General features: G+C 56.8%; 4 protein-coding genes. 1 reads left to right on the top strand and 3 read right to left on the bottom strand.

The features are described from left to right. Window positions 1–281, bottom strand: a 281-nt coding sequence (locus tag RTY00_RS13595; protein ID WP_312664815.1) for an FAD-dependent oxidoreductase, incomplete at its 3' end; no start/stop codon positions are given. Between the two features lie 126 nt (window positions 282–407). Here RTY00_RS13595 and rnz point away from each other — a divergent pair. After that, entirely contained in the window at window positions 408–1319 is a 912-nt protein-coding gene (rnz, locus tag RTY00_RS13600; RefSeq protein ID WP_312664814.1) for a ribonuclease Z, read from the top strand. Here the strand turns inward: rnz and RTY00_RS13605 are convergent. Together RTY00_RS13605 and RTY00_RS13610 are read right to left on the bottom strand one after the other, a co-directional pair. After that, complete coding sequence (locus RTY00_RS13605) at window positions 1316–2128, bottom strand: CPBP family intramembrane glutamic endopeptidase (protein WP_154157258.1); 813 nt, start codon at window positions 2126–2128, stop codon at window positions 1316–1318. The two genes, rnz and RTY00_RS13605, sit on opposite strands and share 4 nt — an antisense overlap. Window positions 2129–2167: 39 nt before the next feature. Beyond that, complete coding sequence (locus RTY00_RS13610; protein WP_007889903.1) at window positions 2168–3010, bottom strand: 23S rRNA (adenine(2030)-N(6))-methyltransferase RlmJ; 843 nt, start codon at window positions 3008–3010, stop codon at window positions 2168–2170. Window positions 3011–3105: the final 95 nt, after the last annotated feature.

Raw genomic sequence — 3105 nt, forward strand, 5'->3', positions numbered from 1 at the left:
CGGTCGATGTAGGCGCTGCGGTTTTTCACCAGAATTGACCAGTCAAACCGGTTTACCGTGGTGTCGAAGCCATAATCTGGCCCATAAAGATGAATAGCTTCAGCGATTTGCGCCGCATGCCACATGACCTTTTTCGGTACGCAGCCGACGTTGACACAGGTGCCGCCCAGCTCTTTGGCTTCAATCAGCGCGCACTTCTGGCCATGCATCGCTGCACGGTTAATCGAGGCGATACCGCCGCTGCCGCCGCCGATGGCGAGGTAGTCAAAATGTCTGGTCATCCGTTATGTCCATCTGTTGGAAGAAAATTGGCATAGAGTTTAACGCTAGGACGATTATTGACGCAAAGATTGCACCTATGATTGTAATAGCATTGATTTTTATGTCCGATTACAGGGAAGCATAGCATGCAACTGACATTCCTCGGCACCGGCGGCGGTGCGCCCAGCCTGCAACGTAACGTCACCGCGATAGCGCTGACGCTGTCAAAACGCGGCGATACCTGGCTGTTTGACTGCGGCGAGGCGACGCAGCATCAATACATGCGTTCTGCGCTAAAGCCGGGCAAGCTGGAGAAAATCTTCATCACCCATCTGCACGGCGACCACATCTTTGGGCTGCCGGGTTTGCTCACCAGCCGCTCAATGGCCGGCATCCCCGAACCGATGACCATTTACGGACCAAAAGGTATTCGCCAGTTTATCGAGACGGCGCTCAGTTTGAGTGGCTCGTACACCTCTTATCCGCTGGAAATTGTCGAGATTGAAGCCGGTTTGGTGCTGGATGACGGCGAAGTGCGCGTGACGGCCTGGCCGATGAATCATGTGATTGAGTGTTATGGCTACCGCATTGAGCAGCATGATAAACCGGGCTTTCTTGATGCGCCGCGTCTGAAAGCAGAAGGCGTACCGCGCGGGCCGTGGTATCAGGATTTGAAAGCCGGTAAGCGCATTCAGCTGGAAGATGGTCGCGAGGTCAACGGCGCCGATTATCTTGGCCCGGCAACCAAAGGCAAAGTGCTGGCGATATTTGGTGATACCGCACCAACCGAGGTGGCGCTGCAGCTGGCCGCGAATGCCGATGTGATGGTGCACGAAACCACGCTGGAGGCGGCGCTGCAGGAGAAAGCCAATGGACGCGGCCACTCAACCACCCTTCAGGCCGCCGAAGTAGCGAAACAGTCGGGCGCGAAGCGGATGATCGCCACCCATTTCAGTTCGCGCTATTTGTCTAAGGATCGGGAGAAACTGCTGGCGGAGTGCCAGTCGGTGTTTGCGGCGACCGAGCTGGCACATGATTTCGCGGTGTTCGAGGTTTAGTGCTGTAGCGCCGGATAGGTGAAAAACAGCAGATGCGTCATGTTGAACAGGAAATGGATGCCGGTGGCAACCCACAGGCGTCCGCTCCACTGCCATGCGAGGCCGTAAATCAGCCCGGCGAAGGTGGCAAACACCATCAGCAGCGGCCCGCCGGGAAAATGCGACACGCCAAACAGCAGCGAAGTCAGTAACAACGCGGCAACGGGGCCGCCTTTCTGGCGCAGGCGCTGTTGCAGATAGCCGCGAAAGAACGCTTCTTCCGCCAGTGACACGAAGAACAGGTTCGCCAGCATAAAACTGCCCAACCACTCCGGCCAGTGTGGTTCAACGGCCAGACCACCCAACTTAACCGCGACATACAGCAGCAGCGGAATCGCCGCCAGCAGCGCCAGCCACAAGATTTTGAGTCGCGGCGGCGCGGATTTAGTGCGGAACAGCTGCGGCAAGCATATGAGCAACACAAACGGAATCAGCGCTTTATCGAAGTTATACGAGAAGCTAAAGGGCAGGCTTAGCGGCCCGGCCTGCACATCTTCCACCTGACGCGGATTTTTGAAGCCAGGGAAAAAGTGCACAAACAGGCCGATAGCGATGGCAACCAGCGCGGCTTCGCTCACCAGCTGAATCCAGCGCGCGTTATTTTCCACGCGAATCCAGGCGATGACGGCAATCGCGCCGAGCAGCACCATCGCCGGCCAATCCAGCACATCCTCGAACAGCCCAAGAATGGTCGCCAGCGTGAGCAGCAGTACCGAAAAACGTTTGGCGGGCGACAGCACAGCAAGTGCGCCAGCCAGAATGATCCACATGATAATTGTCCTGATAGGCTGGCGACGTAGTAAGCGAACTTACTCTGGCACGATCTGCGTGACGCTGAAGTGACCGGTTCCGGCGGGCACCAATTTCTGATGCAGCCACGGCAGCAGCTCTTCCATCTGCGCTTTCAGCTTCCACGGCGGGTTAATCACAATCATGCCAGAGGCCGTCATGCCGCGCTGATCGCTGTCCGGACGCACCGCCAGCTCAATCTGCAGAATATTGCGGATATTGGTGGCCTGCAGATCTTTAACCATGTGCTTGATCTGCTGACGCATTACCACCGGATACCACAGCGCAAACACGCCGGTGGCGAAACGCTTGTGACCTTCCTGAATGCCTTTCACCACATCCTGATAATCGCTTTTCATCTCATACGGCGGATCGATCAGAATCAGGCCGCGACGGCTCAGCGGCGGCAGCTTGGCTTTCAGCTGCTGGTAGCCATCGCCACGCGCCACGCGCGCACGGGAATCTTTGCTGAACTCGGTGCGCAGCAGCGGATAATCGCTGGAGTGCAGCTCGGTCAGCTCCATTTTGTCCTCTTCGCGCAGCAGGAAGCGGGCAATCAACGGCGAACCCGGATAATACTTTAAGGTGCCGTGCGGATTGAGATTACGCACCGCCGAGAGATACGGCTTGAGCAACTCCGGCACATCCGGCTGCTGCCAGATGCGGCCGATGCCTTCCAGATATTCACCGGTACGCTCGGCGTGCTCTCCGCTCAGCAGGTAACGTCCGGCACCGGCGTGGGTATCCAGATAGAGGAAAGGTTTTTCCTTCTCCATCAGGGCGGTGAGGATCAGGCTTTCAACGGTGTGTTTCAGCACGTCGGCATGGTTGCCGGCATGAAAACTGTGGCGATAACTCAGCATAAAGAAAGGGGGTCCGCGGTTGGATCAAAGGGAGTCAAAACATCGTGTGTGGCGCGATTATAGCCGCGCTGCATAAAAATTGCTGACGTTTTGGC

Source organism: Pantoea sp. CTOTU49201, from assembly GCF_032054795.1.
Lineage (GTDB): Bacteria > Pseudomonadota > Gammaproteobacteria > Enterobacterales > Enterobacteriaceae > Pantoea > Pantoea symbiotica.